This window comes from Acinetobacter sp. A2 (assembly GCF_012371325.1).
Lineage (GTDB): Bacteria > Pseudomonadota > Gammaproteobacteria > Pseudomonadales > Moraxellaceae > Acinetobacter.
This window is the reverse complement of the sequence record NZ_JAAZQX010000008.1, coordinates 19448-44434: the sequence shown is the minus strand read 5'-3', so window position 1 is coordinate 44434 and position 24987 is coordinate 19448. Positions and strand designations below refer to the sequence as shown.

The 24987-nt window shown below is 43.8% G+C and carries 22 protein-coding genes and 1 riboswitch; of the genes, 8 read left to right on the top strand and 14 right to left on the bottom strand.

Annotation, left to right across the window (positions count from 1 at the left end):
• Positions 1-65: 65 nt before the first annotated feature.
• Together gpmI and HHA43_RS04755 are read left to right on the top strand one after the other, a co-directional pair.
• Positions 66-1613, top strand: coding sequence for a 2,3-bisphosphoglycerate-independent phosphoglycerate mutase (gene gpmI / locus HHA43_RS04760; protein WP_168418366.1), 1548 nt, complete (start codon positions 66-68; stop codon positions 1611-1613).
• 18 nt (positions 1614-1631) lie between these two features.
• Positions 1632-2801 (top strand): S41 family peptidase, encoded by a 1170-nt coding sequence (locus HHA43_RS04755; protein ID WP_168525656.1) that lies wholly within the window; start codon positions 1632-1634, stop codon positions 2799-2801.
• 56 nt (positions 2802-2857) lie between these two features.
• On the opposite strand, the gene HHA43_RS04750 is transcribed toward HHA43_RS04755, so the two are convergent.
• From HHA43_RS04750 to HHA43_RS04740, 3 genes are read right to left on the bottom strand one after another with little or no spacing between them, the layout of a single operon-like run.
• A complete protein-coding gene (locus tag HHA43_RS04750; RefSeq protein WP_168541840.1) occupies positions 2858-4285 on the bottom strand; it encodes a sigma-54-dependent transcriptional regulator in 1428 nt (475 codons plus the stop codon).
• Positions 4286-4328: 43 nt separating this feature from the next.
• Positions 4329-5897 (bottom strand): sensor histidine kinase, encoded by a 1569-nt coding sequence (locus HHA43_RS04745; protein ID WP_168418369.1) that lies wholly within the window; start codon positions 5895-5897, stop codon positions 4329-4331.
• A 52-nt stretch (positions 5898-5949) separates the two neighbouring features.
• Entirely contained in the window at positions 5950-6585 is a 636-nt protein-coding gene (locus tag HHA43_RS04740) for a response regulator (protein WP_004975702.1), read from the bottom strand.
• Between the two features lie 219 nt (positions 6586-6804).
• On the opposite strand from HHA43_RS04740, the gene HHA43_RS04735 reads away from it, so the two are divergent.
• A complete protein-coding gene (locus tag HHA43_RS04735) occupies positions 6805-7896 on the top strand; it encodes a serine hydrolase (protein WP_168541838.1) in 1092 nt (363 codons plus the stop codon).
• A 114-nt stretch (positions 7897-8010) separates the two neighbouring features.
• On the opposite strand, the gene thrC is transcribed toward HHA43_RS04735, so the two are convergent.
• The 4 genes from thrC to xerD all read right to left on the bottom strand — a co-directional run bounded on the left by thrC (position 8011) and on the right by xerD (position 12534).
• Complete coding sequence (thrC, locus tag HHA43_RS04730; protein ID WP_104852917.1) at positions 8011-9150, bottom strand: threonine synthase; 1140 nt, start codon at positions 9148-9150, stop codon at positions 8011-8013.
• A gap of 57 nt (positions 9151-9207) precedes the next feature.
• Complete coding sequence (locus tag HHA43_RS04725; protein WP_168460939.1) at positions 9208-10512, bottom strand: homoserine dehydrogenase; 1305 nt, start codon at positions 10510-10512, stop codon at positions 9208-9210.
• A 199-nt stretch (positions 10513-10711) separates the two neighbouring features.
• On the bottom strand, positions 10712-11527 hold the full coding sequence (locus HHA43_RS04720; protein WP_168460938.1) for a DsbC family protein: 816 nt from the start codon (positions 11525-11527) through the stop codon (positions 10712-10714).
• Positions 11528-11616: 89 nt separating this feature from the next.
• Positions 11617-12534, bottom strand: coding sequence for a site-specific tyrosine recombinase XerD (gene xerD / locus HHA43_RS04715; RefSeq protein ID WP_168460937.1), 918 nt, complete (start codon positions 12532-12534; stop codon positions 11617-11619).
• Between the two features lie 184 nt (positions 12535-12718).
• On the opposite strand from xerD, the gene HHA43_RS04710 reads away from it, so the two are divergent.
• The 5 genes from HHA43_RS04710 to ftsW all read left to right on the top strand — a co-directional run bounded on the left by HHA43_RS04710 (position 12719) and on the right by ftsW (position 17850).
• Positions 12719-12979 (top strand): FeoA family protein, encoded by a 261-nt coding sequence (locus HHA43_RS04710; protein ID WP_168418377.1) that lies wholly within the window; start codon positions 12719-12721, stop codon positions 12977-12979.
• Positions 12976-14832 carry a ferrous iron transporter B gene (gene feoB / locus HHA43_RS04705; protein ID WP_168541836.1) on the top strand — a complete coding sequence of 619 codons (1857 nt, stop codon included), beginning with the start codon at positions 12976-12978 and terminating at the stop codon, positions 14830-14832. Before HHA43_RS04710 ends, feoB begins: the two co-directional genes overlap by 4 nt.
• Before the next feature lie 32 nt (positions 14833-14864).
• Positions 14865-15116, top strand: coding sequence for a DUF6587 family protein (locus tag HHA43_RS04700; RefSeq protein WP_168460934.1), 252 nt, complete (start codon positions 14865-14867; stop codon positions 15114-15116).
• A gap of 171 nt (positions 15117-15287) precedes the next feature.
• A complete protein-coding gene (murD, locus tag HHA43_RS04695; RefSeq protein WP_168460933.1) occupies positions 15288-16634 on the top strand; it encodes a UDP-N-acetylmuramoyl-L-alanine--D-glutamate ligase in 1347 nt (448 codons plus the stop codon).
• A 19-nt stretch (positions 16635-16653) separates the two neighbouring features.
• Positions 16654-17850, top strand: a complete 1197-nt coding sequence (ftsW, locus tag HHA43_RS04690) for a putative lipid II flippase FtsW (protein WP_168541834.1) — start codon at positions 16654-16656, stop codon at positions 17848-17850.
• A gap of 2 nt (positions 17851-17852) precedes the next feature.
• Here ftsW and HHA43_RS04685 read toward each other — a convergent pair whose 3' ends face one another.
• From HHA43_RS04685 to HHA43_RS04655, 7 genes are all read right to left on the bottom strand, one after another.
• Positions 17853-18113, bottom strand: a complete 261-nt coding sequence (locus HHA43_RS04685) for a zinc-ribbon domain-containing protein (RefSeq protein WP_168418384.1) — start codon at positions 18111-18113, stop codon at positions 17853-17855.
• Positions 18114-18169: 56 nt separating this feature from the next.
• Positions 18170-19102 carry a tRNA glutamyl-Q(34) synthetase GluQRS gene (gene gluQRS, locus HHA43_RS04680; protein WP_168541832.1) on the bottom strand — a complete coding sequence of 311 codons (933 nt, stop codon included), beginning with the start codon at positions 19100-19102 and terminating at the stop codon, positions 18170-18172.
• Between the two features lie 2 nt (positions 19103-19104).
• Positions 19105-19632 carry an RNA polymerase-binding protein DksA gene (gene dksA / locus HHA43_RS04675; protein WP_168418386.1) on the bottom strand — a complete coding sequence of 176 codons (528 nt, stop codon included), beginning with the start codon at positions 19630-19632 and terminating at the stop codon, positions 19105-19107.
• Between the two features lie 212 nt (positions 19633-19844).
• Positions 19845-20654: a 3',5'-cyclic-AMP phosphodiesterase gene (gene cpdA, locus HHA43_RS04670; RefSeq protein ID WP_168418387.1), complete on the bottom strand. Its 810-nt coding sequence runs from the start codon at positions 20652-20654 to the stop codon at positions 19845-19847.
• A gap of 10 nt (positions 20655-20664) precedes the next feature.
• Positions 20665-21285, bottom strand: a complete 621-nt coding sequence (locus HHA43_RS04665) for an NUDIX domain-containing protein (RefSeq protein ID WP_168418389.1) — start codon at positions 21283-21285, stop codon at positions 20665-20667.
• Between the two features lie 77 nt (positions 21286-21362).
• Positions 21363-23258, bottom strand: a complete 1896-nt coding sequence (gene thiC / locus HHA43_RS04660; protein ID WP_168541830.1) for a phosphomethylpyrimidine synthase ThiC — start codon at positions 23256-23258, stop codon at positions 21363-21365.
• 95 nt (positions 23259-23353) lie between these two features.
• Positions 23354-23497, bottom strand: a riboswitch (TPP riboswitch).
• A gap of 80 nt (positions 23498-23577) precedes the next feature.
• Positions 23578-24642: a hypothetical protein gene (locus tag HHA43_RS04655; RefSeq protein WP_168541824.1), complete on the bottom strand. Its 1065-nt coding sequence runs from the start codon at positions 24640-24642 to the stop codon at positions 23578-23580.
• Positions 24643-24987 lie beyond the last annotated feature (345 nt).

Genomic DNA, 24987 nt, shown 5'->3' with positions numbered 1-24987 from the left:
AGAGTCTTGACGCAAAATTCGTTAAGATAGCATGATTAATTTGTAGACGAAAAAGAGTATTGATTATGGCGGATGCAACTGCTGGCAAAATCCCTCACGTATTGGTGATTATGGATGGTGTGGGTCATCGCGAAGCGGTCGAAGACAACGCGTTTTTAGCAGCGAAACGACCAAATTTGACTGCTATGCAGGAAAAGCATCCGCATGGTTTGATCTCTGGTTCTGGTGAAGATGTTGGCCTGCCAGATGGTCAAATGGGCAACTCTGAAGTGGGTCACATGAACTTGGGCGCAGGGCGCGTGTTATACCAAGACTTTACCCGTATTACCAAAGACATCCGCACAGGTGCTTTTTTTGAGCATGAGGTGTTGGTGGATGCTGTAGAAAAAGCCAAAGCTGCTAACGGTGCAGTGCACATTTTGGGTTTATTGTCTGAAGGTGGTGTGCATTCGCATGAAGATCACATTGTGGCGATGGCAGAATTGGCACTTAAACGTGGTGCAAAAGTGTATCTACATGCCTTTTTAGATGGTCGTGATACACCACCCAAAAGCGCACAGCCTTCTTTAGAAAAACTGGATGCATTATTTGCACAATATCCAGGTCAGGGGCGTATTGCTAGCTTAATTGGCCGTTACTTTGCAATGGATCGTGACAACCGTTGGGATCGTGTAGAACAAGCCTATCGTCTACTCACTGAAGGTGAGGCAGTGCGTACTGCTGCAACTGCGGTAGAGGGCTTGGCAGCGGCTTATGCAGCAGATGAAAGCGATGAGTTTGTTAAAGCCACTCGTATTGGTGAAATTGCCCAGATTCAAGATGGCGACAGCGTGGTATTCATGAATTTCCGTGCTGACCGCGCGCGTGAATTAACCAAAGCCTTTGTGGAACAGGACTTTGCTGGCTTTGAGCGAAAAGTTGTGCCGCAATTGTCTAAATTTGTGATGTTGACCCGTTATCAAGCCAGTATTGCTGCGCCTGTGGCGTATATGCCAGAAGATTTGAAAAACTCAATTGGTGAGTACTTATCAGACTTAGGTAAAACCCAGTTGCGTATTGCCGAAACTGAAAAATATGCACACGTGACCTTCTTCTTTAGTGGTGGCCGTGAAGATGAATATCCGGGTGAAAAACGCATCCTGATTCCATCACCAAATGTGGCAACTTATGACTTAAAACCAGAAATGAGTGCTTATGAAGTGACCGATGAACTGGTTGCTGCAATCAATTCAGGTGAGTATGACTTGTTGGTGGTGAACTATGCCAATGGCGATATGGTCGGTCATACTGGTGTTTTTGATGCTGCAGTGAAAGCGGTTGAAGCGGTCGATACCTGCTTGGGTCGCGTCTATGAAGCGGTGATGGCGAAACAGGGTCACATGATTATTACTGCTGACCATGGTAACGTTGAACAAATGCAAGACTATGACAGTGGTCAGGTACACACGCAACATACGACTGAATTGGTGCCATTCATTTATGTAGGCCCAACACAGGCGACTATTGCAGAAGGTGGTGTGTTGGCAGACGTTGCGCCAACTTTACTGAATTTGATGCAATTGCCTGTCCCTGCAGACATGCAAGGTCGTAACTTAATTTGCCTACAGGCATAACCTCAGACTGGTGATGGAATGACGGCTCACAAAATTTATGCATTGGCATTGACGACATTGCTGTTGTGGGTTGGTCATTCCCAGACTTGGGCTGCACCTGATGAGTTAGAGCTGGATGGGCCAACACAGGCACAGGATTATGTAGATGTGCCTGTCGAGGCGATTCAGGAGTTTGTACAAATTTATGGCATAGTCAAAGACAACTACGTGACTGAAAAAAGTGACGATGCCTTATTTCAGCAAGCCATTCGTGGCTTGGTGAGCGGTTTAGACCGCTATTCGCGTTATTTAACTGCAGAAGAATATAAACAGCTTCTACAATATACCGAAGGCGATTTGGCTTCGGTCGATTTTAATTTACGTTATGAAATGGCCCAGCAGCAGTGGGTAATTCAGAACTTAAATACCGATGCAGACTCTGCCAAACAAGGACTGCGTAATGGTGATAGCCTGTTCAAAATTGATGATCAGGAATTAAGAAAACTCACTGCAGAGCAGGTCAATAACTTGCTCACAGGTTCAGTAGGTTCGACTTTAAGTGTACAGCGTGCGGCCAATCAGCCCTCTATGTTATTGGTGCGCAACAAAAAAGTGGAAACTGATATTCAGGCACAAATGCTTCCGAATCAGGTCTTGTTGCTTAAGGTCCGCGTGTTTCAGCAAGATACTGCTAATGAAATCAAACGCTTAATTGAAGAACATAGTACACCACGTTTAAGAGCTGTATTGATTGACTTGCGTAATAACCCAGGGGGCTTGTTGTCTGCTGCAGTAGAATCTGCCGATTTATTTCTAAATCAGGGTGTGATTGTATCGACCAAAAGTCGTTCTGAGGGCGATCAGCAATTTCAGGCATTACCAAGTTTTGAATTTCAAAATTTAAAAGTAGGGGTACTGATTAATCAGCGTTCGGCTTCGGCCGCAGAGGTCTTTACTGCTGCTTTGAAAGATCACGCACGAGCTTGGGTCATGGGTGAAAAAAGCTATGGCAAAGGTGTGGTACAGAAGCTGTTTCCTCTCAGCGATGGTTCAGCCTTGCAAATGACGGTTTCGCATTACTACACCCCACGCGATCAAATGATTGAAGGCGTAGGGATTCAGCCGAATCAGCAATATATCCAAACTGCAGAGATGAAAGAGGATGCCTATTTAGAGCATGTGGCAAACTTGTTGCTCAGTCGTCGTTAATACGATCATTGGTCATTCACAAATTACAACGCATACAGTTTGAAGATGAATAGTGCTTATTCATCTTCAGTATCAAGCCCAAATTTTTTCAAACGATAACGTAAAGAACGGAAAGACATCCCCAGTTTTTTTGCGGCTAAGGTGCGGTTCCAGTGGGTTAGATTCAGGGCATTCAGTAAAATATCTTTTTCCACTTTTTCTAAATAAGCTTCTAAACCTTCTTCTGGCAGTTTACGTCCTGTTGGCATCGCATCTGACATGAGTGTGTTATTTGTGTCTGAGGATGACGGAGTCTCAGTGCTAGTTTCCATACTAAACTGTCGTAATGGCGCAGTTTGCAGGTGTTGTAGATCAATGACGGCATCATCACTCAGGGTCATGGCGCGTTCAATAATATTGCGTAATTCACGCACGTTGCCAGGATAGTATTGTTCCAGTAAAAATTGCTGGGCCCGTGGGGTGAGCTGTTTAGCAGGAATATCCCATTCTTGTGCGACTTTTTGAATGAAGTGATCTGCCAGTAATAAAATATCTTGTTCACGTTCACGCAGGGCAGGCAAAACCAAATCCATCACATGAATACGGAAAAATAAATCCTGACGGAAACGTCCTTGCTGAACCAAACTTTCTAAGTCTTGATGACTGGCACTGATCACACGAAAATCGACATCAATTTCGGTGTCTGAACCGACAGGACGAATCCGTTTTTCCTGAACCGCACGCAGCAGTTTGACTTGCATACTCAGTGGCAACTCGGCTATTTCATCTAAGAACAAGCTGCCACCATGTGCAGATTGAATCAAACCCTGTTTGTCTTGGGTTGCGCCTGTAAAGCTGCCTTTTTTATGCCCAAACAGCTCGCTTTCCATGAGCTCGGTTGGAATTGCCCCGCAGTTAATTGCAATAAATGGCCCTTCATTGCGGTTACTTAAACGGTGTACCAAATTGGCAACTACTTCTTTCCCTGTACCTGATTCGCCTGTAATAAACACAGGCGCTTGCGAGCGGGCAATTTTTTTGATGGTGCTGCGTAATTGCTGAATAGGCAAAGATTGCCCAATCAACATTTTGTATTCGAGTTGATCTTGGCTGTTTGGTTCGGCTTTATCAAACGGCTTATTTAGCGCTTTTTCAAGGAGTTGCTGCAAATGCATCTGATTAACTGGTTTGCTAACAAAGTCAAATGCACCCGCCTTTAATGCCGCAATTGCAATTTCCATATTGCCATAAGCTGTTAACACGGCTACGGGTAAATTGGGATATTGCTCTGCAATGAATTCCACCAGTTGTATACCATTGCCATCGGGTAGGTTTAAGTCGGTTAAACAAGCATCATAATGATGTTCAGCCAAACGCTGTTTCGCTTGTTCCAGACGGTAGGCCACATGAGTTTGAATGCCCATGCGAGCCAAAGTCATTTGCATAAGAGTACAAAGGTCTTCTTCGTCATCGACCAATAAAACCAAAGGTTGAACAGCGTGCATATTTTCCCCAAAACAACACAAAAACTACATCGTTAAATAAAGACTAAATCGCGGGTGGGCATTGGCATTTAATTCTGAAACATGCCCCTTGTTTTTGTTCTACATAGCTTAGCTTGGCTTGATTGGCTTCGCAAAAACTATGTGATAAATATAATCCTAAACCAGTTCCATTAATTTCGGTACTGAAAAATGGTTGGAACAGATAGCGAATATCCTGACTGGCAACCCCTGAGCCAAAATCCTGTACATCAATGTAAATATGACTTGCTTGATGATATGCATGAATTTCTATGGCTTGCTGATCTGCTGAATTGTGTCGAATGGCATTGCGAATCAGGTTTATTAGCACTTGGCGTAACTGTAATTCATCAAACAGAATACTGATTTGATTTTCAAGTTGCAGCCGAATTTTACTGGCAGCATCGGGTAAATCTTCCCTAATGAGTTGCGGCAAAAATTGGTTTAGCTGAATCACTACAGGTGTGGTTTGTTTGTTTTTCACCATACTTAAGGTGTCGTGAATAATTTTATCAATCCGGGCCGCTTGTTTACTGATCATGCCGGACAACAATTGTTGTTGTGCTGCGTCACTGCCACTGAGGAGCGTATTGGCCTGTACAATGGCAGCCAGTGGATTACGGATTTCGTGGGCAATACTGGCTGATAATTGCCCTAAGGCCGCCAGTTTGAGTTGCTGGACTTGTTGATTTATTTTTTGTCCATCCTGAAGTGCCAATAAGGTTAATGTTTGATGCGGTACTTTGAGTTTTTGCACCTGAATATGCACGTGAAAATTGCTGAGTTGTGATTCAAACTGAAATTTTTCACCATCTTGTAACTGGTCAAATTTGAACAGATCAAATAAATCGGGCTGAATTTTATACAGTGGATAGGTTGAGTGTGCGTATTGTGCAGGAATACCCAATAAATAACAGGCCGCAGGGTTGCTTAAAACCACATGACAATTTTCATCTAGCACCAAATAACCCATTTCCGTTTGTTCTAAAATATACCGATTAATATTTTGTAGGCGGTGCAGTTCTAAAGATTGCGAAAAGTTGAGATTTTCTAACAGCTGAAAGCGTCGTACCGCAATACGGCCACTGCCATAGACCACCCAAAATAAAAATGCCAGCAGGGCACTATGACCAATATTATTCAGTGAAGAAAAGGCCAGTAAGCTGCCAACAAAATGTTGGTAAATCACCATAATCATGGCAATGAGGGTGATGGCTAAGGCTTTACGTTTTTGCAGCAATAACGATGCCGCAAAAATCGTGATCACAAACAATAAACTTAAATAGAGGTTGGGTCCATCGGTTGCAAAAGTCAGGCTACTCAGCGCAATAATATCAACCGCAAAAAATAGAGTCAGTTGTTGGCTGCTTTTGAAGGGAATATATTTATAGCTGATCAGTTGCACACAGCTAAACACAAAATAGCAGACCAGTGTATACAGATATAAACCAGGATGTTGATACTGTGAACCAAGCTGCTGAAAGGTGAGTAGGGTAATCAGCAGTAAACAAAAGGCAATTAAAAGCCGATACGCACCATACCACATGCCAAGATGATACTGATTTAACTCAGAATGTTGTTTTAAATCTGGCATAGGGTCATCGTCTTATACACGGATAAAATGCACAACAAGCACACAGTAAAGATTAAGGCTTAATCAATCCATAACGAATCGCAAGGTGCGTGAGTTTGACATCACTATCAATATTTAATTTTTCAAAAATACGGTAGCGGTAGGTATTCACCGTTTTTACACTGACAAAGAGTTTATCGGCAATTTCCTGTGCGCTGATACAGTTCACCACCATCATTGCCACTTGCATTTCACGTTCTGACAGACTATCAAAAGGCGATTGTTGCGTGTCAGATAAGTATGAACTGGCCAGTTGCTCGGCAATATCGGCACTGAAGTATTTGCCGCCCTGCATGACTTTTTTGATGGCACGTACCATCTCGCTCACTGGTGCACCTTTGGTGATGTAGCCTTTTGCTCCCGCCTTGAGCAGTAAAGATGGGTACGGTTCTTCTGCCAAACCACTAACCGCCAAAACTTTAGTGTCGGGTGCAGTCTGCAACAAGCGACGCGTGGTTTCTACACCCCCAATGCCAGGCATGTTCACATCTAATAACACCACATTGGGATGATGCTGACGTACTAAGGTAATCGCTTCTTCACCAGATTCAGCCTGTCCAATCACCTGTACATCGGCATGGTCTTCGAGCATACGGCAAATCCCAGTACGTACCAATTCATGATCGTCCACTACTAAAACTGTGATCACCTACACTCTCCCTTTGAAAAAATCATCTTTTTTGTTACATAAAGCAAAATTAGCTTGCAATGAAACGACAAAATTAGCAATGCTATTCTTAATCCAGAATGAAAAGTTCTGCACAATATCCTGGCAAAAACTATTCATTGTTGTATTTTTTATTAAATGTAAGGCATATTTGAGGTAATACGCAAATGTATCTTACCTCCCTGAGTTGAGTAAGCAGTCGTGAAAAATTCTAAGAAGTCGTTAATGCATGTGCTGATCGCATCTATGATGCTCAGCCTAAGTTCTGTCAGTTTTGCTGAACTTGTCATCAATCCTTCCTCTGGGAGCGACGGTCAGGCGACATTAAGTTGGTCTTCAGAGCAAGCCGGTCAATTCTTAAATGGTGACCTAGCAAGTAGCAGTGCGAGCGCTCAGGCTACACCAGACACTTATGTTGCAGAGCCTACACCGCCAGGTTCAACCAAAATTACCACAACTGTACGTAGCAGCAATGGTGTTGCACCCGCGTCTACTACGCCAAAAACCGTCCGTATTTTAGATACCTCTGCCTATAGCAGCCAGCCTTCTGTCAATGCGCGCGCGGCTTTGGTGATGGATGCACAAACTGGTGAAGTGCTGTACAGCAAAAACACCAACGTAGCACTGCCAATTGCTTCAGTGACCAAAGTGATGACTGCAGTGGTCACCTCAGATGCTCGTTTGAATATGTCTGAACAAATTACCTTACAATCAATAGACTTTGCAGGCGCTGCAGGCAAAAACTCAAGTTCGACTTTGCGTGTGGGTGACAAGCTCAACCGTGCCGAAGCATTATTATTTGCTTTAATGAAATCTGAAAACCCAGCAGCAGCAGCCTTAGCGCGTACCTACCCAGGGGGAAAAAGTGCCTTTGTTGCAGCAATGAATGCTAAAGCACGTGAATTGGGCATGAATGCTACCCGCTTTACCGAAGCCACAGGTCTAGACCCGCGTAACGTTTCTTCTGCACGTGATTTGGGTATTTTGGTAAGTACTGCCTCGCAATATGGTTTGATTCGTCAATTCTCAACGACGCCAACGTATGACTTTAACTTGGGTTATCGAGTCTTGAAATCTAATAATACCAATGCGTTAGTGCGTAATGGTGGCTGGAATATCAATCTGTCTAAAACAGGATATATCAATGAGGCAGGGCGTTGTGTGGTGATGCACACCACTTTAAATAACCGTCCTGCAGTGGTGGTGCTTTTGGGTGCAGATACTTCACAAGCACGCACCAATGATGCAACCCGTTTAATGAGCTGGGCAAGTCAGTTGCCAAAACGCATTTAAGCGAATATTCAGCTTTAATGGTGTGATTCTCACGATTAAGGCTGAAAAACCTGAACAGAAATATAAACAAGAAAAAACCCTGCCAAAGCAGGGTTTTTTATGACACTTCAAATTTTACATATTTGAAAGAATCGAGTCTTTTACTTGTTGCATGGTGGCATCAATTGACAACATAACAGCATCTGCACATTGTTTCATGGCTGTGTCAGGGTCTTTTAGACCGTTACCTGTTACGGTACATACGATCACAGAACCTTCTTTGATTTTACCCGCTTTGATGTCGCGCATTGCACCACCAATAGACGCAGCAGATGCAGGCTCAACAAATACGCCTTCATACATAGACAGCATACGTTGTGCTTCTAAAATTTCGGCATCGGTCAATTCATCAAACCAACCTTCTGAATCACGTACCACTGCTTTAGCATGGTTCCAGCTTTGTGGGTTGCCAATACGGATTGCAGTTGCAACAGTTTCTGGGTTTTCAACAGGCGCACCACGTAAGAATGGCGCAGCACCAGACGCTTGATAACCGACCATGATTGGACGGCCTTCAGGGTTTGGGCCTGTGAATTTGTCAGTAGCTGCGTCATATACCACCTGCTCGAATTGATCTGCAGGTTGGTTGGCAACTGCTTCGGTATATCCCATCCAGTGAGCAGTGATGTTACCTGCGTTACCTACTGGTAAGCAGTGGTAATCTGGAGCACGACCTAACTCATCTACAATTTCATAAGCGATGGTCTTTTGACCTTGTAGGCGGTAAGGGTTGATTGAGTTCACAATCGTTACAGGTGCTTGGTCAGCCACTTCTTTAACGAGGCGCATACCATCGTCAAAGTTACCACGAATTTGCATGGTGATTGCACCGTACATCATCGCTTGTGCCATTTTGCCCATGGCAATTTTGCCTTCTGGAATTAAAACGAATGCTTTAATGCCAGCACGGGCAGCATAAGCTGCAGCCGCAGCAGAAGTGTTACCTGTAGATGCACAGATAATGGCTTTTGAACCTTCTTCAACCGCTTTGGTCACTGCCATGGTCATACCACGGTCTTTAAATGAACCTGTCGGGTTTAAGCCTTCATACTTCACATAAATTTCAACATCTTTACCAATAATGCGTGGAATATTCTCAAGCTTAATGAGCGGCGTGTTACCTTCGCCTAGAGAGATTGCACGTGTAGTTGCAGACACTGGTAAACGGTCACGATAACGGTCAACTAAACCAGTATAACGATTGGCATTCGACATGATGATGTTCCAATTGTGTGTAGAGCTTGGCAAGGGGAAATATTCCCCTCCACCCGATTAGTTATCAAGCGATTCTAAACGAATTCGTACAATTTCGCCATGAATGGTTGGCAATGCTTGAATTTGTTGTAACGCTTCATCCATTTTTGATTCCTGAACTGGGTCAGTCAGAATCACGATAGGAATAAGGTCTTTTAAGCGTGATTGTTGCATGATGGCATCAATACTGATGCCTGCACGGCTTAAGATGGTGGTTACATCGGCAAGAACACCAGTTTGGTCTTCAGCATTAATACGGATGTAGTAGCCAGTGGTCATTTCTTCACGGCTTAGAATTGGCAAGTCGGTTAATGCTTCAAATGCCAATTGTGGAATCGTACCTGCACCATCTTCGGTATATGAAATATCACGGACAATGTCGACAACATCGGCAACCACAGCAGACGCTGTTGGGCCTGCACCTGCACCCGCACCATAATATAAAGTTGGGCCAACAGCATTGGCTTGTACCAAGACTGCATTTTTTACGCCGTTGACGTTGGCAATCAATTCTTCTTCAGGAATTAAAGTTGGGTGGACGCGAAGTTCAATCCCTTTGTCGGTACGACGTGCAATCCCTAAGTGTTTGATGCGGAAGCCTAGTTCTTCTGCATATTTCACATCTTGCGCTGTGACTTTGCCAATACCTTCGGTAAAGACTTTGTCAAACTGTAGTGGAATACCAAAAGCACATGAAGCCAAAATGGTCAGTTTGTGTGCAGCATCAATACCTTCAACGTCAAAGGTTGGATCGGCTTCGGCATAACCTAATTCTTGCGCTTCTTTCAGGACATCTTCAAAGGTACGGCCTTTTTCACGCATTTCACTTAAAATAAAGTTGCCAGTACCGTTAATGATGCCTGCTAGCCATTCAATTTTGTTGGCAGCCAAACCTTCACGAATTACTTTAATAATTGGAATACCGCCTGCAACTGCTGCTTCATAGGCAATTTGTACAGCATTGTCTTCTGCTGCTTTAAATAGCTCATTGCCATGTTCTGCAAGCAGGGCTTTGTTGGCAGTCACGACTTGTTTGCCGTGTTTCATCGCTTCCATGATGACTTCATACGCAGGGTGAATACCGCCCATGACTTCAACCACGACGTCTACATCGGGTTGACGTACGATGTCCATCAAGTCATCACTTTGCTTGACAGATTCTGGCAAGTTGAGGTCTGGACGCGGACGACGTGTTCCCACATAGGTGATTTCAATTTCACGACCGGTGCGACGTCTAATCTCAGCAGCATTTTCTTTTAATAGTTTAAGGGCACCACCACCCACAGTACCAAGACCGAGGATTGCCAGACGAACTGGTTTCACGTCACACTCCATATTAATCAACTTTAAGCGAGTTTAGATCATAGCTAAAAAAACGCGCTGACTCTAGGGCAGATCTCACTTATCTTTTGTATATAAAAAAAAGTAAAATCACAGATAAAAATTCGTTATTTATATTGGCTCTATGGACGCTTCATCTTAGTTTATGACCAAGATGAAACATCCCAAAAACTGCGTATTTTTAGTTTTCTAAACGCTTCACCAATTCTGAAGTAGACAAATAGCCACCCAAATAAACGCCTTCAGCATTATAAATTGCGGGCGTGCCATTTACGCCCATATTTAAACCCAGTTGATATTGAGCACGAACTGGGTTTTTACAGTTGGCAGGGGCAATTGCTGCACCATTCATAACCGCATTAAAGGCTGCATGGCGGTCTTCACTACACCAGATCGCTTCCATGTTTGGCATGTGCTGTTCGCCACGTGGCCAAGCAATGTAACGGACTTCAATCCCTTTGCCGTTCATTTCATCCATTTGTTCATGTAGACGATGGCAATATGGGCAGCTGACATCGGTAAAGACATAAATTACATGTTTGGTTTTGCCTTTGGCAGGGAAGACCAGTAAATCTTCCTGCTTTAATTCAGCAAAGATTTTTTTGTTCACGCCTGCTTGCAGGTTTTCACTGACGTTGTGCAGTTCTTTGTCGCCTAAACGAATTACGTCACCTTGAATAATATATTTGCCGTCACTGGTGGCATAGACTGAAGACATGCCTTCTAGGCTGACCCAAAATAGGTTGGGTACTTCAGTGGCTTTAATATCGGTAATTTTGGCACTGATGCCTGCAGTTTTAAAATGTTGCTGCAAGGTCGTGCTTAGACGTTGTTGTGCATTGCGTTCAATTAGAGTCGATGCTTCACCTGTAGCGGGAGCACTTGCGGTGAGCGTAGTTTGCTTTTTGTCTTCGTTATTGGCATTTGAGCAAGCGGTGATTGCAAAAGCACTGGCAAGTGAGCAGGCAATCAAAAGTGTTGAGCGGGTAAATGTCATAAACAACCCTTTCTTGTTGGCGTAAAAAATAGAGCGTTAGCATAACAAAAAATAGTCGTGATCGTTAAACTTCTGCGTCGTTTTTGATTTTAAGCCCGTGGATGGTGCTGGGCATGTAGTTGCTGCATACGGACTTGTGCCACATGTGTATAAATTTGTGTGGTAGATAAATCACTGTGTCCGAGCAGCATTTGTACCACACGTAAATCTGCACCATGATTCAGCAAATGGGTGGCAAATGCATGTCTTAAGGTGTGTGGCGATAACTCGGCCTGAATGCCTGCTTGCAGGGCATAGCGTTTAATGGCGTACCAGAAGTTCTGGCGACTCATAATGCCGCCATGCTGCGTTAAAAATAGATAATCTGTGGCGGTTTTATACAGTTGTGGGCGCGATTCTGTTAAATATTGCTCGATCCATTCACATGCGACTTGCCCCATGGGTACTAAGCGTTCTTTATTGCCTTTTCCCACAATGCGTAAATAACCTTGTTTGAGGTTAATCAAGTCTAGACGCAAGTTGAGTAATTCAGTGACACGTAAACCGCAGGCATACAGGACTTCCAGCATGGCACGATCTCGTAAGCCCAAGGCCGTCTGAATATTCGGTGCTTGAATCAATGCATCGACATCGGCTTCGGACAAGTCTTTGGGTAGAGCACGACCTAACTTAGGTGTTTTATGTGCTGCAACAGGGTTGTCGGAACGTAGTTTGTGTTCTCTTAAAAATTTGTAAAAAGAGCGCAGGGCAGAAAGACAGCGTGCTATCGAGCGTGGACTTTTCTGTTGTTTGGTCAGCGCAATCAACACATCAGAAATATCATCATGTTGCCAGTCTGGCATGGGTTTACTGACATATTCGCTGCACTGAATTAAATCGGATAAATAGGCATTACGTGTATGTGGGCTCACACTTTGTGCAATTAAATCATTGCGATAGCCTTCCAAAAAACTCAGGGATTCTGGAATTTGAATTGCAGCAGGAATACGCGGTTTTTTGTTCAGCATAGTGATCACATGAAAAATCCCAATGTTGATTGGGGAAATCGATAATAAGCATAGTTATTTCCTACTCTAATCCAATTCAGTAAGCCTGTCGATGTGATATAAAACCATTAAATGTAAGTTGACCTTATTTGTTAATTATTCTCATTTGCGTATATAATGGGCAAAATAGTATAGGAATTTCACGGTGCGTTTGTCAGAACTCAAAGCAAAACAAACAGCCATCATTCGTCAGGTACTTCGGACTGCCGATGGTGGAACATCCCTAAATGATTTGGTTGCGAATCGCTTAGAAACGTTGGGCTTTGTGCCTGGAACGCCTGTGCAGGTGATTACCAAAGGTATTTTTGGTGGAGATCCGATCTTAATTCAGGTGGGATTTACCCGTTTTGCCTTGCGCAAAGTGGAAGCTGATCGCGTTGAAATTGAACAGGGAGTAACTGCATGAGTGATCCCTTACGTATCGCACTTGTAGGGAATCCAAACTGCGGTAAAACTTCTTTATTTAACCATTTGACAGGGACGCGTCAGAAAGTTGCAAACTATGCGGGTGTTACCGTAGAGCGCAAAGTGGGTCAGTTCAACTTGCCTTCGGGGCAGGCGGTACGTGTACTGGATTTACCAGGTACATACAGCCTAGAAGCCACCAGCCCAGATGAAGCCATTACCCGTGATGTAGTGCAGGGCAAAATTGCTGAAGAAGGTCAGCAAGATGCATTTTTGTGTGTGGTCGATGCGACCAACCTGAAACTGCATCTAGGTTTAGTACTTGAAATGATTGAGTTGGGACGTCCAATTTTATTGGTGCTCAACATGATGGATGAAGCACGCCGCCGCGGAATGCAAATTAATACGCAAAAGCTATCTGAGCGTTTGGGTGTGCCTGTGGTGGAAACCGTTGCGGTGCGTGATTCAGGTATTCAAAATTTAATGAATGCGTTGGATTTGGGTAAGTTTTCGGTACCACAGACTGAATTGACAGGCTTAAAAGGCAGCCAGCACCAACGTATTCAAACCATTTTGCATGATGTGGTGCAGTTTGTAGATGAAGAAGACAAACGCTCTGACTTTCTAGATAAAATTTTTCTGCATCCTGTGTTTGGCTTGGTAAGCCTTGCCGTGATGATGTTCATTGTATTCCAAGCTGTTTTTGCTTGGGCTGCACCATTTATGGATGGTATTGAAAGCTTCTTTGGCTGGTTAGGCGAGGTGCTTGGGGAAAATATCTCACATCCTTTGCTGAACAGCTTAATTGTAGATGGCATTATCGCAGGTGCAGGCGGTGTGGTAGTGTTCTTGCCACAAATTCTAATTTTGTTCCTGTTTATTTTGATTTTAGAAGAATCGGGCTATTTGCCCCGCGCTGCATTCCTACTAGATAAGCTGATGTTTAGTGCAGGCTTGAGTGGTCGTGCCTTTATTCCTTTGTTGTCCAGTTTTGCCTGTGCAGTTCCAGGGATTATGGCCACCCGCAGCATTGCTGATCCACGTGATCGTTTAACCACGATCATGGTTGCGCCATTGATGACTTGTTCCGCACGTTTGCCAGTATATGCCTTATTGATTGCGGCGTTCATTCCAAATCAAACCGTTTGGGGCATGTTTAATTTACAAGGTTTGGTGTTATTCGGTCTTTATATGGCGGGCATTTTAAGTGCCTTGGGCGTATCGTTTGTGCTCAAATTTTTGCAAAAAGACAAATCTGAACACGTGTTGTTAATGGAATTGCCAAGCTACCGTTTTCCAGACCTAAAAAGTGTGTGGATTGGTTTGCTAGATCGCGCCAAAATTTTCTTAAAGCGTGTCGGTGGCATTATTTTTGCGCTGTCTATTTTGCTATGGTTTTTGTGTACCTTCCCACAACCGCCAGAAGGCGCGACCATGCCTGCGATTGATTACAGCTTTGCAGGGATGTTGGGGCATGTGTTACAGCCAATTTTTGCACCCATTGGTTTTAACTGGCAGATTGTAATTGCTTTGATTCCTGCCATGGCAGCACGTGAAGTAGTCGTGGCAGCATTGGGTACAGTCTACGCCTTGTCTGCAGTTGATGAGGATGCCATGTCCGAAGGTTTGGCCGCTTTAATTAGTGGCGGTGGTGAGCTTGGTTGGTCATTGGCGACAGGTTTGTCATTGTTGGTGTGGTTTATTTATGCACCGCATTGTTTGGCGACTTTGGCTACTGTAAAGCGTGAAACAGGTTCATGGCGTACAGTCAGTTTTATGACGGTGTATTTATTTGGTTTGGCCTACTTTATGTCATTCCTGACTTATCAAACAGCCTCATATTTATTGGGTTAAGGCTATTTTAGGTTTCACAGGAGAAGACGAACATGATTGAAATTCTGATTGTTGCTGCACTGGTACTGTGGAGTGCGGTAGTGGTTTTTAAAAAAGTCTTTCCCAAGGCTTCTAGCGCAGTTTTTCTAAAACTGTCCAATTCCTGCGCAGAAAAAGGTTGGCATGGTTTGGCAAAGTGGTTGAAGCCTGCGGCAGTGGCAGGTTGTGGTGGCAGTTGTGGATGTGACAGCAAAGATCAACCCACCGAAAAGAAAGTTGAAGTCCAAGCAGTGAAATGGAAATAGCCACATCTGTCCAACTTTACTGAGATGTTTTAAAAAACCGTCAGCGATCTGACGGTTTTTTTACGCACTGACACAAAAAATTTGCAGAAACTGCAAACAGAAAAAGCATTCAAAACAGCAAAGTGCTACCATTTTGTCAGTTTCAAAATTACCGCACAAAATGGGGCAAAAATGTTAATACAACGTGGTGGATTAAAAGTCGTTGCAGGGCTTGGTATTTCGGGTGTTGCAGCCGTTAATTTCTTACATCATCAGGGTTACCGCGTTGCTGTGACAGACTCTCGCCCCACACCTCCAGGACATGATCAAATTCCAGCCGAGGTTGAAACTCGTTTTGGGGAGTTTGATCAGGATTTATTGCTGTCTGCAGAAGAAATTGTGATTAGCCCTGGATTAGACCCAAAATTACCTGAAATTCAGGCTGCCATGGCGCAGGGTATTCCTGTGGTGAGTGAAATTCAAATATTACGTCGTGCAACCGACAAACCTATTGTGGCTATTACTGGTTCAAATGCGAAAAGTACCGTGACCACGTTAATTGGTTTAATGGCAGAGCAGGCGGGTAAAAAGGTAGCTGTGGGTGGTAATTTAGGCCGTCCTGCGTTGGATTTGATTAAAGATGATCCTGAGCTGTATATATTGGAACTCTCCAGTTTTCAGCTAGAAACCACATCGAATTTAAATGCAGAAGTGGCGGTGGTGCTGAATATGAGTGAAGATCACTTAGACCGCCATGGCGATATGCTGGGTTATCACACTGCCAAACATCGTATTTTCCAAGGTGTCAAAAAAGTGGTGTTTAACCGTGATGATGCCTTGAGCCGTCCGTTAGTACCCGATCAAACCCCAATGCAAAGTTTTGGCTTAAATGCGCCTGACCTAAACCAATTCGGTTTATTAAAAGATGATGATGGCAGCATGTGGCTAGCACGTGGGCGTGAGCGTTTATTGAAAAGTACCGAAATGTATATTCAAGGTACGCATAACATTGCCAATGCCTTGGCTTGTTTGGCTTTGGGTGAAGCGATTGGTTTACCTATGGCAAGCATGTTGGAAACGCTGAAAACTTTTAAAGGTTTGGAACACCGCTGTGAATTTGTCAAAACCTTGCATGAGGTGCGTTATTATAATGATTCTAAAGGCACCAATATTGGTGCGACTTTGGCGGCTTTGGATGGCTTGGGTGCTGCAATTCAGGCTCAAGGTGGGCAAGTCGCCATTATTTTAGGTGGGCAAGGCAAAGGGCAGGACTTTACTGCGCTGCGTGCTTCCTTGCAGCAATATGCCAAACTCGCGGTGTTGATTGGTGAGGATGCACCGCAAATTGAAGCTGTAATTGCGGGTACGACCACACTTTTGCGTGCAGAGACCTTACAACAGGCAGTCGAAATTTGCCAACAACATACACAAGCGCATGATGTGGTGCTATTGTCACCTGCATGTGCAAGTTTTGATATGTTCTCGGGCTATCCAGAACGTGGTCACAAGTTCGTTGCTTATGTTAACGCGCTGGTATAACAACAATAAGGGATGAGATATGGCTGGCTTGGCTCAGACAACAATCAATAAACTCAATCAGGTCTATGACCGTTGGCTGCCAAAACTGCCTGCGGAAATAAATGTGCGTAATGTGCTGATTTTTAGTGTATTGGCATTGTTATGTATTGGCTCGATTATGGTGGCATCGGCGTCGATGCCCTATGCAGAGCGTATGCATGAAAATGCTTTTCACTATGTTTTCCGCCATGGTATTTCGATTGTGGTGGCCTTGGTTGCTGCTTTTGTTGTGTATAAAGTGCCGCTGAATACATGGTTTAACAATACCTTTTTTCTGTGGATTGTCACCATTGCCTTATTGATTGCAGTTTTGGTGGTTGGTACTGAGGTTAATGGCTCTAAACGCTGGATTCGGGTTGCAGGATTTACCTTACAAGCCTCTGAAGTCGCCAAAGTCATGATGGCCATATTTACTGCAGATTATGTGGTGCGACGTGCCGAAGAAGTGCGTAACAATATTAAAGGCTTGGTACGTCTTGCGGTGATTATGGCCGTGACCGTTGGTTTGGTGATTGCAGAGCCAGACTTAGGGGCTACTGTGGTGATTGCCTTGACCATGCTGGGCGTCTTCTTTTTGGCAGGTGCACCGTTAATTCAGTTCGGGATTGCCTTCGGGGCAATTATTGCCGCCTTTGTGTTTTTAGTGGTGTTCGAGCCGTATCGCTTTGAACGCTTAATGTCGTTCTCAAACCCGTGGAATGACCCTTTGGGTGTTGGCTATCAGTTATCTAACGCTTTAATGGCATTTGGTCGTGGTGAGTGGGTTGGTGTAGGTTTAGGGCACAGTATTCAGAAAATGTCCTATTTACCAGAAGCGCACACAGACTTTATGTTGGCTGTGTTGGGTGAAGAGTTCGGCTTTTTGGGTATTTTTGTGGTAATCAGCCTGTCTTTTGCGATGCTGGTTTCTTGTATTAAAATTGGTCATCGTGCCCTAAAAAACCAATATTTACGTGCAGGCTATTTGGCGTATGGAATCAGCATCATCTTCTTGTTGCAGATTATGGTGAATACGGGCATGAATATGGGCATGTTGCCAACCAAAGGTCTGACGCTACCATTCATTAGTTATGGTGGTTCATCTTTGATTATGTGCGCAGTCATGGTGAGTCTAATTCTGAAAATTGAAGCCTCGACCCATGAAACCAATCCAAGCCGTGAAGAATCTAGTTTCTAGTCTTAAGCTTCTAGATTCATCTCTTTAGCAGAATTCGGCTGAGCATGGTTTAGCACCATGCTCGGCATTTCAGTTCCACAATGTAAACACTTCACCGTAGCATTCTGCTGTTTCGACACAGGAAAAAGCGGAATAAAAAATAAAGAAAAATATTGCCGCCGTTGTCTTAATTCATATCTGCTGTGGGTACGACAAACAGGACAAGTAAACTGATTGCTTTCCACGACTTTGGTTTTCGGCCCTACACCAAAAATAAAAAACATAGATGCTTCTGCCTAAATCTGTGAATGTGACTTTGAGCATAAACGAATCTGGAATTTTATAAGTAGCAACCGTGTAACGTAGTGCCTACAGGAATACGAGATGCATCCCATTGTTGAATGCCTTGCAGCAACATACGTGCTGGCGTGTCTAGGGTGATTGGGGGCTGATTTAGCGCAGTAAACGCAGCCTGTAGCAATTGTGAGGCTTGGGTTAAGTCCAAAGCCTGAGCAAGGTTCTGTTTAGACAGTTTCTGTCCTTGCGCATTCATGGCTAAAGGCAAGTGCATATAATTAAGGCGTGGATAGCCTAACAATTGCCCCAAATAAATTTGTCGTGCGGTGTTGTCCAGCAAATCTGCACCTCGAACCACATGCGTGATGCCTTGCAGATAGTCATCCACCACCACCGCCAATTGATAGTTGATAATGCCATCGCGCCGTTTCAATACAAAATCTCCCAAGTCTTGCGTTAGGTTGGAACATTGTTGACCCTGTAAACGGTCTTGAAAATAGATGTCCTGATCGCTCACTTTAACGCGAATGGCTTGTTCTGCAAAATCTAGCCCTAGATTACGGCAGGTACCTGCATAAATATGATTAGAGCCAAGCATTTTACGGGTGCATTGACAGGCATAGACTAAATCTTGTTGCTGTAACTGTTGTAATATGGCTTCATAAAGCTCAAGACGATCTTTCTGGAAAATAATTTCAGCATCAGGTTTAAATTGAAAAGCATCTATGCAGCGCAAAATATGGCTTTCACTGCCTGGGTAGATACGAGGAATATCGGTATCTTCAATGCGGACGAGCCATTTGCCGTGCTGAGCTTTGGCATCACAATAACTGGCTACTGCGGTAATGAGTGAGCCAAAATGCAAAGGGCCGGTTGGCGATGGCGCAAACCGACCTGTGTAGCGAGTGAGCGAAACATCGTTTCGCTGCTGCTCAAGCTCCGAACTGTGTTCGGCTAGGTAATTCTCAACAGTCACGATTAACCGTTGTTTTGCTTCTCTTTGATCTCTGCCAAAGTTTTGCAATCAATACATAACGTTGCAGTTGGACGTGCTTCTAAACGACGTAAACCAATTTCGACACCACAAGTTTCACAAAAACCATAGTCATCGTTTTTAATCGCTTCAATAGATTGTTCAATTTTACGAATCAATTTACGTTCGCGGTCACGAGTACGCAACTCAATTGCAAACTCTTCTTCTTGAGTCGCACGGTCGTTTACATCTGGCAAGGCTGTATTTTCGTCTTGCATAGTGTTTAAAGTGCGGTCAACTTCTGACATTAACTCTTCTTTCCACGCCATGAGAATTTGACGGAAATGCTCGAGTTGTCCTTCAGACATGTATTCTTCATTTTTTTTAGGCTGATAAGGTGCAATACCAAATAAGCTAGCTGTAGAACCGCCCTCTAAAGCCTTTGGCTTTGCCTTACGCACGCGTTTTGTAGCTTTTTCTTCTACAAGATCTGTTTGTTCGTCCAAGACTTGATTTTGGTTGTCATTCGCCATGTAGGGCATTCCTCATCATATGCGTACGATTGGTACGCGAAAAATATGGTGATATGCAAGTGTTTTTATCCACTCCCAAAGAACAATATTCGATCTTCGGGGGACGTCATCATATAGACTTTTTTTGATTATGGATAGTCTTTGATGTTTGGATGTGTTATCGCATTTTTCGTTGAAGGCATAAAGTAAAGCAAAAGAAATAAAATGAAAAGTTAATAACCTGAAATTTCAAAATTTATTTGTTGCACGATATGCTCAACCCGATGCACCTGAGTGCTAAAACTGCCATCTGCATTCAAATGTAACACACGGTAACCCGGGGCTTCTGTACCTAAAGCAAAGTGTTGGCTGTGTGGTTTGAACTGCACGCAGGTCGATGGAGTTGAGTAAAACTGAATCCCTTGCCATTCATTGAGCGAGTCCTGATGCACATGACCGCACAGCACCAGTTTGACTTGACTGTGCCGCGCCAACACATCAATTAAATCTTCAGTGTTTTTTAACTTGTGCTGATCAATCCAGTGTGAATGCATATCAAAAGGATGATGATGACAGGCAATGATCACATACTGATGCGCATGTTGTTGCAGAACCTGATCTAATTGTTGTAACTGTGCTGCATCCATCCATCCATCGACACGGTTTTTGACGGCTGTATTCAGCAAGATCACGCACCAGTTACCCAGTTCAATCGCATGGACTTGATTGGATTTTACATAAAAAGGGAAGACCTCGGCATCATCATGATTGCCAGGAATTTGATAATGCGGAATATTTAATGCCTGCATAAATTTTAAATAGCGCTGATATGTCGCAGCGACAGGCACTTGTGCTAAATCGCCAGTATGAAAAATTGCATCGGCCTGCGGGTATTGTTGTGTAATATCCTGCATGACCGCATGAAAACTGTGTTCAGGATTCATGTGCACAAACTCTAAATCATCCTGATCCATGAGATGTGTATCTGAAATTTGTACAATGGTCCAGCGCTCTGGCTGGTGTGTATTTGGGAATAAAGTCATGCCTGACCCCTTAGACATCCTTTACGGTTTTAATCTGTTGTTGTAACCATTGCAATGCCATAATGACAGGTGCGTTCTTTAGCCGACCATTGGTCAGTAAGTCAGGAATGTCCTGATAATCAATAATATGTAATTGGATGTTTTCTCCCTCATCTGGCATTCCAAAAACGCCACCTTCCTGTGGTAGCGTGGTATTCGCACTATATAAGTGGAACAACTCTGCACATGCCCCTGCAGAAGGGTAAAAACTAAATAAATGTTGTAATTGTTGCAGCTCGCAGCCTGACTCTTCTAAGGCTTCACGACGAATGCAGCTTTCAGGCGATTCATTGCCATCCAGTACCCCTGCAATCACTTCCAATTGCCAAGGCGAGTCGCTGTCGTCAATTGCACCAATGCGGAACTGTTCAATCAGTGCAAATTTTTGTTGTGCGGCATCATAAATGAGTACCCCAGCCGCTTCAGGGCGTTGAATAAGTTCACGCTGAAGGACTGGGGTATAGGTGGTTTGATTAAACAAGCGATGGCTCAGGCTGACTTTCTCAACCTGAATAAACCCGCGATACAGGTATTCACGCTGGTGAATCTGTGCATCGTGTTGACCATAAGTTGCTTGTTGAATAATCTTCATAAACTCTCATCAGGATGAGCAAAGCATGATTTCATCCTAACTGAGATTTGATTGAATACAAACGCTTTTTAAACAATTTATAGCTTATGGTACAATTTTTGACCATGTTCCTGATAAGCGGTTTTCATGGCTTTGAGACCTGATTCTACCTCTGCATCTACTTGCTCTGTTTTGTTCGCAGCATTTTGATTTTGTGCATAATCTCTCACATTTTGGGTGATTTTCATGGAGCAGAACTTTGGTCCGCACATTGAACAGAAGTGTGCAGACTTATGCGCTTCTTTTGGCATGGTTTCATCATGCATGCTGCGTGCGGTGTCTGGGTCAAGGCTCAGGTTGAACTGATCTTCCCAGCGGAATTCAAAACGTGCTTTAGACAGCGCATTGTCACGGGCTTGTGCACCTGGGTGACCTTTGGCAAGGTCAGCCGCGTGGGCTGCAATCTTATAGGTGATGATGCCGTCTTTGACGTCTTTTTTGTTTGGTAAGCCCAAATGCTCTTTTGGTGTCACATAGCACAGCATTGCTGTACCGTACCAGCCAATCATTGCTGCACCAATGGCAGAGGTAATGTGGTCGTAGCCTGGAGCAATATCAGTGGTTAATGGGCCAAGTGTATAGAATGGTGCTTCTTTACAGACCTCAAGTTGCAAGTCCATATTTTCTTTGACCATGTGCATTGGCACGTGTCCTGGGCCTTCAATCATCACTTGCACATCATGTTCCCAAGCACGGTGGGTCAATTCGCCCAAAGTACGCAGCTCGCTGAACTGTGCTTCATCGTTGGCATCTTGAATACACCCTGGACGTAAACCATCACCCAAGCTGAACGATACGTCATAAGCCTTCATGATTTCGCAGATTTCATCAAAATGTGTGTACAGGAAGTTTTCTTCATGGTGTGCCAAACACCACTGTGCCATGATTGAACCACCACGTGACACAATGCCTGTTAAGCGGTTAGCTGTGAGGGGTACATAACGCAATAACACCCCTGCGTGAATGGTGAAGTAATCCACGCCTTGCTCTGCTTGTTCAATCAGGGTGTCTTTAAAAATTTCCCAAGTCAGGTCTTCGGCAATGCCATTTACTTTTTCTAAGGCTTGATAAATAGGAACAGTACCAATTGGCACAGGTGAGTTACGGATAATCCATTCACGGGTTTCATGGATGTTCTTACCTGTCGATAAGTCCATGATGGTGTCTGCACCCCAACGGGTTGCCCAAGTCATTTTTGCGACTTCTTCATCAATACTGGAACCTAGTGCCGAGTTACCAATATTGGCATTGATTTTCACCAAGAAGTTACGGCCAATAATCATCGGTTCACATTCTGGGTGGTTAATGTTGGCAGGGATAATTGCACGGCCTTCAGCCACTTCCTGACGTACAAATTCTGGCGTGATTTCGGTTAGATTTTTAGCCCCGAAGTTTTGACCTGGGTGCTGACGCATATCGACCCCTTCGCGCTGACGCTGGTTTTCACGAATCGCGATATATTCCATTTCTGGGGTGATGATGCCTTGTTTGGCATAGTGCATTTGGGTTACGTTTTTGCCCGCTTTGGCACGACGTGGCTTTTGAATATGCGCAAAACGAATTTCAGCGGTGCGAATGTCACGTAAGCGTTCTTGACCAAATGCAGAGCTCAGAGTTTCTAGTTTTTCGGTGTCTTGGCGTTCTTCAATCCAGCTGTCACGAATATTTGGTAAGCCTTTGTTTAAGTCAATTTCAACATTTGGGTCGGTATATACGCCTGAAGTGTCATACACCATAATAGGTGGATTGTGTTCACCACCCAAACCTGTTGGGGTATCGGTCAATTCAATTTCACGCATTGGCACTTGAATGTCTGGGCGTGAGCCTTGGATATAGACTTTTTTCGATGCAGGTAAAATGCGGGTTAAATCTTTGGCATCTTGCTCGTGTTGAGCAGAAATATCAGCAGGGGACAGATTCGTTAATTGGTTCATTGCAATGATCCTGAAGAATGAAATCAACGAATCAAGCACGACCAAAAACATAGCAAATCAAACTGTTTAAAAAGTTAAAACAGTTTTTAGGCGGGGTGTTTAGGTGGCTTGATTCCTACGCAGGTTTTAACCTGATCAGGTTCAACGGTACTTGGGTTTACATCTTGTGTATTGCTTTAGGCTGAACACAAAATGGACACAATCTCAGCGAGGAATTACTCGCGCTCCGTCAAGCTGTATAAATAGTAGCATGTTGTGACTATAAAAGCAGGGCTCACCGTGCTTTTATTCAGGTGGGGTGTTTGGTAGAAAATTACCTTTAAAGCGGCAGGCAAATGCCATCACTGAAACAGTCACGCTTTGAATTGGTGAGCGTGGTCTTGAGGTTTAAATATTGATTCAGTTGTGCGTGTACCAAAGCTTGCTCGCCATGTTCACGTTTTTGTTGTGCGGTAGGCTGGGCGGAAATTTCATTAAGGCGTTGTTCTGCGCTCATTTGTAAAAAGGCAATAAATTTGCGTGCTTGATTGGCCAAAGTAGATTTTTGCAGTTCAGCCAGTTTTTTAACTTCAAATAATACAGCGGGCTGAATACTGGATTCATCGACATAATCGTATGAAACAGGGCTTTGCGCTGTCCCTTTAAACAACAGCATGGCATAAAGTTCAGCCAGATAACGTGCATCTGCAATAAAGTGACTTTTTGGATAACGTTGTAGATAATCTTCCCAAAACAAAGCACGTTCTGCGATGTCTGTCGCATCGAGCGTCAATCCTGCATCTTGTAAGCTAGACTGCATGTTGTCATTGGCCAGTCTTTCAATGAAAACTTGCTCAGCATCGGGCATATAAGGTGCAAAAATAATTGCTAAATATTGCGGACTGCGTCGGTATGCAAGCTTGCTTGCACCTGCATCATGCAGTTCTAAGTAGGCTTGTCCTTTGTGTTTCAATAAATACTGATCACGCGCAGCAAATTTTTCAAAATGACTTTGCTGAATGGTGGGGTGTTGAGCCATATCAAAGGCGTGTTGTTCAAACGCTAATTGTTCTGTAGCACTACGTTCTACATGCAAAAAGCGTTGATACATTTGGGTGGAAAGGTCGAGCAATTTTAACTGTTCTGCTAAAGGCAACAGCGGCAAACAGACTTTTAAGTCCTGATTGATTTGCTCTAAGGCAAATGTGGTGCGGGTATTATCAATTTGCTGCATGTTGTGCTGAATGTTGTCACACATTTGGGTTAAATCTACAGGCTCACTGGCACTGGTCTGCACCTGTGGCGGCTCAGGTACAGGCGGAGTATCCGAGTTTTGGCAGGCGAGTAAACCTAAGCAACTGCTAAGCAGTATGATCAGTTTACTCATGCGAAAAAATTTAACCATTACAGCAATTCAACATAAAAATTGATTGGTCATTGAAGGTGATCTCTAAGTGTCAATCCATCATGAGAAAAGTGGTACAAACATACGTCATCAAACAAAAATTAAGCATTGCCAAAAAGTAGAATTTCCAGACCATTCGTACGATGCAGACGGTTTGTAGAAATACACTTCATTGCACAACTAGGGATAGGGAGAGTGCTCATTGTAAGGTTAAATAGCCGCAAGAAATTGTAGTATTCTGCTAGAGTTTGGTTACATGGTTGTGATGTGAAGCTGAATTGTGAAGCTTGTGTAAGCAGAGGTTTTTTTGAGTTGATGCTTATGCAATGAATTGAAATAAAATGA